4 protein-coding genes and 1 tRNA gene are annotated in these 6715 nt (G+C 44.5%); 3 read left to right on the top strand and 2 right to left on the bottom strand.

What is annotated here, in order from left to right; all coding sequences use genetic code 11:
• Positions 1-32 precede the first annotated feature (32 nt).
• A tRNA-Cys gene (locus VNE01S_RS15820) sits at positions 33-106 on the top strand.
• A 120-nt stretch (positions 107-226) separates the two neighbouring features.
• On the opposite strand, the gene brnQ is transcribed toward VNE01S_RS15820, so the two are convergent.
• Positions 227-1510 (bottom strand): branched-chain amino acid transport system II carrier protein, encoded by a 1284-nt coding sequence (brnQ, locus tag VNE01S_RS15815; protein ID WP_053394627.1) that lies wholly within the window; start codon positions 1508-1510, stop codon positions 227-229.
• Positions 1511-1899: 389 nt separating this feature from the next.
• Complete coding sequence (locus VNE01S_RS15810) at positions 1900-4077, bottom strand: cytochrome c peroxidase (protein ID WP_162208409.1); 2178 nt, start codon at positions 4075-4077, stop codon at positions 1900-1902.
• 368 nt (positions 4078-4445) lie between these two features.
• On the opposite strand from VNE01S_RS15810, the gene VNE01S_RS15805 reads away from it, so the two are divergent.
• Together VNE01S_RS15805 and VNE01S_RS15800 are read left to right on the top strand one after the other, a co-directional pair.
• The gene (locus VNE01S_RS15805) at positions 4446-5825 is read left to right on the top strand and encodes an NfeD family protein (protein WP_053394629.1); all 1380 of its coding nucleotides are present in this window, start codon (positions 4446-4448) and stop codon (positions 5823-5825) included.
• The gene (locus VNE01S_RS15800) at positions 5800-6594 is read left to right on the top strand and encodes a slipin family protein (RefSeq protein WP_053394630.1); all 795 of its coding nucleotides are present in this window, start codon (positions 5800-5802) and stop codon (positions 6592-6594) included. The genes VNE01S_RS15805 and VNE01S_RS15800 overlap by 26 nt, the downstream gene beginning before the upstream one ends.
• Positions 6595-6715: the final 121 nt, after the last annotated feature.

Here is a 6715-nt window from a genome sequence, read left to right as displayed (position 1 = left end):
CAATCTCTTTTAAAGAGATTCAAAATCAGAAAGGCGCCTTGGCAGAGTGGCTATGCAGCGGATTGCAAATCCGTGGACCTCGGTTCGACTCCGGGAGGCGCCTCCATTATTAAAAGAACCAGCTCATGGCTGGTTTTTTGCTATCTGGCGTTTAAAAAGTATTAAAACTACCTGAAAACAATCGGTCAAAGAGCAACTTATTGCTGCTCTTTTGTTTACTTGATCTTTAGGCATTCGTGCTCATTTGTGGGGTCAGGCGGCGTTTCATCAAAGAAGCTGACATGACTAACAAACAAGGAACTAACCAACTTGCATGGGCAGTATATAGCGGCAATGCTTCGCTAAAAGTGCTGTTTAATGCTTCTGGCATTTTTCCTAGGATATTCATCGCATCGATACCGCCAAACAGAACAGTTACTACGACGGCTGCGAATGTTGTTTGGGCACTTTTTTGCAGCGAAGCCAAAACCAAGGATAACGCCACTGGGCAAAGCACAAGAATAGCGGGTAGGCTGGCCGCGATGATTTGTTCTAAACCAAAGTTTGCCACGACACCCGTCAATATGACGACAACCGTTGCGGTAAAAGAAAACGGCGCTTTAAACGCTTGCTGGTAGTACTCTGAACATGCGTTAGTTAGGCCTACCGTTGTGGTTAAACACGCCATGACGATGATGGCCGCCAGTAGCCATTGCCCATATGGCCCAAAGGCCGCAGCGACATAGTTAGACAAGATAGTGCCCCCATGTGTTGCTTCTGCTGCAATGGAAGCAGACGTAGCCCCAACATAACCCATCGCGAGATAACAGGCAGACATTAACGCGGCATAGATCAGTGCCACTTGTGTTGATGCTTTTGCGATACCTGAAGGCGTAGAAACCCCTTTACTGGTTATTGCACGGATGATGACCCAACCAAACCCGACCGCTGCGATGGCATCCATCGTCATATAGCCTTGGATCAAGCCGTTGACGACTGGTGCCGTCGCATACTCACCACTAGGTAATTGCGGAACATCAAGTGGGTTAAGAAACGCGGCAAGTGCTAACGCAACAAGCATAAGGATCAGTACTGGTGTCATCACTTTGCCGATGTAGTCGACCAGCTTGCCCGGTTTAAAGGCCAGTAAAAAAGTCACAATACAAAATACGATAGTAAAGGGTAGTAGAGTATCTTGCTCAAAGAATGGCGCAATACCCATTTCATAAGCCACCGTTACGGCGCGCGGCATACCAAATGCAGGCCCGATGGCGGTAAACAGTAATACCCAAAATGTTGTTCCCATCCAAGCGGGAAGTTTCTCAGTCAGAGCGGCGCTACTGTTTAAACGGCCAAGAATCATCAGAGTAAAGGCTGGTAAACCAACTGCGGTAAATAAAAAACCAGCCATAGCGGGAAGCAAAGCGGTGCCTGCTTGTAAACCGAGAGAAGGCGGGAAGATGATGTTTCCTGCACCAAGAAAAAGTGCAAATGTCATCATTCCGGTGGCTAAAAGATCGTATTTTTTCACTGAACGTTTCCTGTCTTTATTTTAGTTTTAAGACCGTCAGTGAAGCTTTTGGAGAGAAAATAAGAGAGTTAACCTCCGCCAGCTTCGGCTGACGGAGAATGGCCGCCAGCCTAGTGAATAATCACCATAATAGCCGCGACAATAATTTGAGTGGTACGAGTAACAACAAGAGCTAGTGCTTTAGTGGTATTTGCTATTTTCACAACTATTTCCTGTATGAATATCTCGACAATGAATTAAAACTATAACGTTTAAGGCTATGTGTAAATAGTTGAATAGCAAAAAACACTGCAAAAGTTAAAGTCCACGTTTGCTTGAAAGATAAAGATTGAAACACAAACAGTCAGTATGCCCATACTGATGGAGTATAGGCATACTGCAGAATGGATTTATTGAATACCCATTTCTTCTGGGGTTGCGCTATCAGTTCGCACGTCACTGGATATAGCAGCCATGAAGGCGTCTAACGCAATTAACTCTTCTGCAGTGAGCTGCAAGCGTTCGATTAATGGGGAAACACTTGGAAAGTTCTTATCGTATTTTCCAGCGTATTGAGGGAAGTTACCTGACCTGTTTCGCGTCATACCGTTGTTGTACATTGCGAGAAGACCGACTACACGCCCTGTAGAGGTAACGGTTGCAAGATTAAACAAACCTAGATGAGTGGTTGGGTCAGTAGATTTAATATCGCGCAGCATTGGTACCCGGAACTTACCCATATCTTGCGGATTGTATGTGACATTGTAACGACCTCGATCTTCTAGGCTTCTTCCGTAATAGGTTAGGCCGATATTTTCAAATTGATTGTTGGTCATCATTGGACCACTGTGGCAGTTCATACAACGAGCTTTGGTGCGGAATAGGTGCAAACCGTGTAACTGCTCATTAGTCAGTGCCTCTTTATCGCCTTTCAGGAATCGATCGAAATCACTTTCCGTACTAATTATTGTACGTTCAAATGTTGCAATTGCTTTTGCAATACGATCTAGCGTGATGGTGTCATCACCAAATGCTGCTGTAAATAGGTCAGGGTATTCGGAAATTTTATCCAGTTTTTGCAATAAGTCGTCATGCGCTAGGCCCATTTCGATAGGATTCGCAATGGGATGAAGGGATTGCTCTTCTAACGAAGATACGCGGCCATCTAAAAATAGAGTTTCGTAATACGCGGTATTAATAATTGTTGGCGTATTACGAGGTCCAACTTGTCCGTTAATACCAATCGCGCGTCTTACGCCATCCGCCCACCCTTGTTCAGGTTCATGGCAACTTGCACACGAAATAGTGTTGTCTTGCGAGAGTCTCTTATCAAAAAATAGGGCTTTCCCTAGCTCAGTTTTTTCTTTCGTATAAGGGTTATCAGCGGGGAAAGGAACGGCTTTGAGCAACCCTAACTCTTGCCACTCAACGCCGTCATCGATAGTTGGCGTAGGCCAGTTTTCTGGAGATTCTGCGTATATTTCTCGTAAACTACTCAAGTCAACGGGGGTGTCAACAGCTTCAATATTTCTCCATACTTCTACGGGTTCAAAACTGTGTAGCAGAACTTTTGCTGTAGAACCTTCAGATGGCGTATGTGTTACGGGAGTACCAGAAACGAAGCTAACTAACGTGGTTTCACTATTTTCTGTTGTGACCCAGTAATAATCATCACTTTTTGCGCTAGGAAATGTATTTGGAAACTGAATATCGCTGCCTTTGAATAGTGAACTTAGCTCCGAAACTGAAGGTAGTCGCCATGTTGATTTTGAGCAGAGCAATTCTGTGTTCGAAGTTGCGATGAGACTTTGTATCTGCGTGTGATCGAAAGAAGTACTTTGAGGCTCATGCCACAACCGGATGCCGTAGTCTCTGCTTGAGACCCGTCGTATATCATCGACACAGGACCAAGGCGAGTTCAGGTAGTCAAGCGATTGATCTTTTAGCGGCCAAGCAGTTTTGTCCAAGCGTAGGAAACTGCTTGTTTCTTCATTCAATGGTGTTGCTAGATTAAACAGAGTTTCTTTCGCCAACTTGACGGATTCGCTATTTGACGCGAAGAAAGCATTCAATGTTGACTCGTCTCTGACGAATTCTGCCATCAACTCATAGGTGGTTTGATAGTAAAGCTTGCTCGAATCTTGTTTTGCTACCTCTGCAGCAATCATCAAATCCTGCACACGGAGTTCGTAATCAGCTTCAGCACTTTGTGCTGCTTGGTGTTGGATTTCTTGCTCTGAAAGAAATCCACTTTGATCGCTATCTGCCAATGCGAACTGTGCTGTACTTTCTAGTGAAACCACGTTAGTCACATCACCGTTAGCGGTATCACTGTAATCCATGGTGTTGGAGTGTTTAGATGCACGTTTTTGTGCACTGATCTTACTTAGAGAAGCAATGTTTGGGCTCATGTATTTGTAAGTATCAATATTTAACGCAACGCTAAGTTGTAAGGGGAAGTCTAGTTTTGCCCCACTAGGGACAGATACTTCTATTATTCCATCATTTGTGACAGTGCCTTCAATATTGATATTAGACTGAGGTTGGCTAACGATGTATGTGCTGCCTGCGGCCTCGTTATGCTGCACTTTTGCGGTAAATATGAAAGGGGCTGAAGTTTCGTTTGTTTTAGCATCGTAGTCATTATTAGCGCTATGATCATTACATCCTACTAAGAGAGATAAAGACGTTAGGGCTATAGCTCCTGTATACAAGCGAATAGAGTTTTTTTGATTATTTGTATATTTCATTTTTTAAATGATAATGATTATTGTATTCGTTATTAATTGCGAGTGAATATATAGTTATATGTCAATAAGTGCAATAGGTTGGTTGGATGTTTGTCACCATACAACTACAGCTGTGTAACAAGGCGTTAACCTTCAGGTTGGTCTTTTTGAACACACGCTGCAGTTTTCAACTACACTGAAATCATACGTTTGTATCGGAACAAGAAATGTATCGTCGAGTGATATGGGCGCTCTTTAGTAGCTTCCTAATGTTTACAACACTGGCGACGGCGAATCAGGAAGAAGAGCAAGTCGTTTCTTCACAAACCGTTCCAGTAATCTCAATCAGTGGTGCTATTGGTCCCGCTGTAGGGGATTACGTAATCAAAGAGATCCAAAGAGCGAACCTGCGCAGCAACTCTCCTGCGGTCATCATTTCCATCGACACTCCAGGTGGGCTTAGCTCGAGCCTACGCGATATTAATCAACAAATCCTCGCCTCTAAGATTCCCGTTCTTTGCTTGGTTTACCCCCCTGGTGCTAGGGCAGCAAGTGCTGGTACCTACATTCTCTATGCGTGTCATATTGCGGCCATGTCTCCTGCTACCACATTAGGAGCAGCGACCCCTGTTCAGATAGGTGGGGGAGGAATGCCGGGCGGAGCACAGGAAGAAAAACCTAGTGAGCCATCAGCGATGGAGAAGAAGATCCTCAACGATTCAATCGCGTATATACGTTCGCTTGCCCAGTTACGGGGGCGAAATGTGGAGTGGGCAGAAAAAGCGGTGCGAGAAGCGGCTACGTTGTCTGCGACCGAAGCGTTAGAGCAGAATGTAATTAACCTTATGGCGGATTCCTCACAGGACTTACTCAATCAGTTAAACGGCTTAACGTTAGAAATGGAACATCAGCAGTTAGAGATGGACTTTTCAAACGCCCAGTTAGAGCCACGTGAGCCCGATCTGCGAAACAAGTTTTTAGCCACGATTACAGACCCGAATGTTGCCTATATCTTAATGATGATTGGTGTTTATGGTTTGCTGCTGGAATTTTATAGCCCCAGTTTTGGTATTGCCGGTATTACAGGGGCTATCTCTCTTTTAGTGGCTTTATATGCTTTCCAGCTTTTGCCGGTTAACTATGCAGGCATGGGGCTCATGCTGCTTGGGATAGCCTTAATTGTTGCTGAGTCTTTTATACCGAGTTTTGGCTTGCTCGGCATTGGTGGCATTGTCGCGTTTGTGTTGGGGTCTGTATTCCTTATCGACAGTGATTTACCAGAATTAAGAGTATCAATGTCGCTCATTTATACCATTGCGATAGGTTCGGCGGCACTGATTGTATTTGTTCTGAAAACGTTAATGAACTTACGCAAAAAACAAGTCGTGAGCGGAGAAGAGGCTTTAATTGGGATTGAGGCTACCGTGCTCAATGATTTCGCTACTCATGGATATGTACATGTTGAAGGCGAACGTTGGGAGGCGACCAGTGATCGACCCGTGGCGAAAGGCGAAAAGGTCAATATTGTCGCGGTAGACGGTCTGACTTTAAAGGTCAAAAAAGTATCAAGGAGTCCACAAAATGCCGGGAATACCAGTAAACACTGAGCTACTTACACCGATTTTAATTGTAGTGTTGGTGGTGCTCGTTTTAGTCCGTTTGTTCCGTATCTTGCGTGAATATGAACGAGGCGTAATCTTCTTCCTCGGTCGCTTTCAAAAGGTGAAAGGTCCGGGTCTTATCATTGTTATTCCCGTCATCCAACAAATGGTTCGGGTCGATTTACGTACCGTCGTTATGGATGTGCCCAGTCAAGACGTGATCAGTCGAGATAACGTTTCTGTGCGGGTAAACGCGGTGATCTATTTTCGCGTAGTAGACTCTCAAAAAGCGATCATTAATGTTGAGAACTACTTACAGGCAACGTCACAGCTTGCGCAAACCACGTTGCGTTCGGTGCTTGGTCAACACGAGCTTGATGAAATGCTGGCCAATCGAGAAATGCTCAATTCGGATATTCAAGAAATTCTAGATTCGCGAACGGATGGTTGGGGGATCAAAGTCTCCAATGTCGAGATCAAACATGTGGATCTGAATGAATCTATGATTCGTGCAATCGCTCGTCAAGCAGAAGCCGAAAGGGCTCGTCGAGCAAAAGTGATACATGCATCTGGTGAGATGGAGGCATCGGAGAAGCTGGTTGAAGCAGCTAATCGACTAGCAGCAGAGCCGAATTCAATCTTACTGCGCTATTTACAGACGTTAACAGAAATAGCGGCGGAGAAAAGCTCAACCATACTTTTCCCAATGCCAACATCAATGATGGAAGGGTTGTTTAAGACGATGGCAAAGCATGAAGAAAATAAGGACAAATAGGGCTTAATTAAATAATGAATGCTAATACCGATGTCTAAGTAAGGCATTCTAATATCAGGTTTAGTGACTTGTGACACTAGCTTGAACTAAAAAGGCTGAGGAAATGAGCTCTTCAGCCTTT

Origin of the sequence: Vibrio nereis NBRC 15637 (genome assembly GCF_001591105.1) — a bacterium.
Lineage (GTDB): Bacteria > Pseudomonadota > Gammaproteobacteria > Enterobacterales > Vibrionaceae > Vibrio > Vibrio nereis.
This window is presented reverse-complemented; position numbering and strand designations above follow the sequence as displayed.

Bases quoted from the DNA above. Each gene is read 5' to 3' on its own strand.
- VNE01S_RS15805 (WP_053394629.1), top strand. From the start codon at position 4,446: ATGTATCGTCGAGTGATATGGGCGCTCTTTAGTAGCTTCCTAATGTTT.
- VNE01S_RS15800 (WP_053394630.1), top strand. From the start codon at position 5,800: ATGCCGGGAATACCAGTAAACACTGAGCTACTTACACCGATTTTAATT.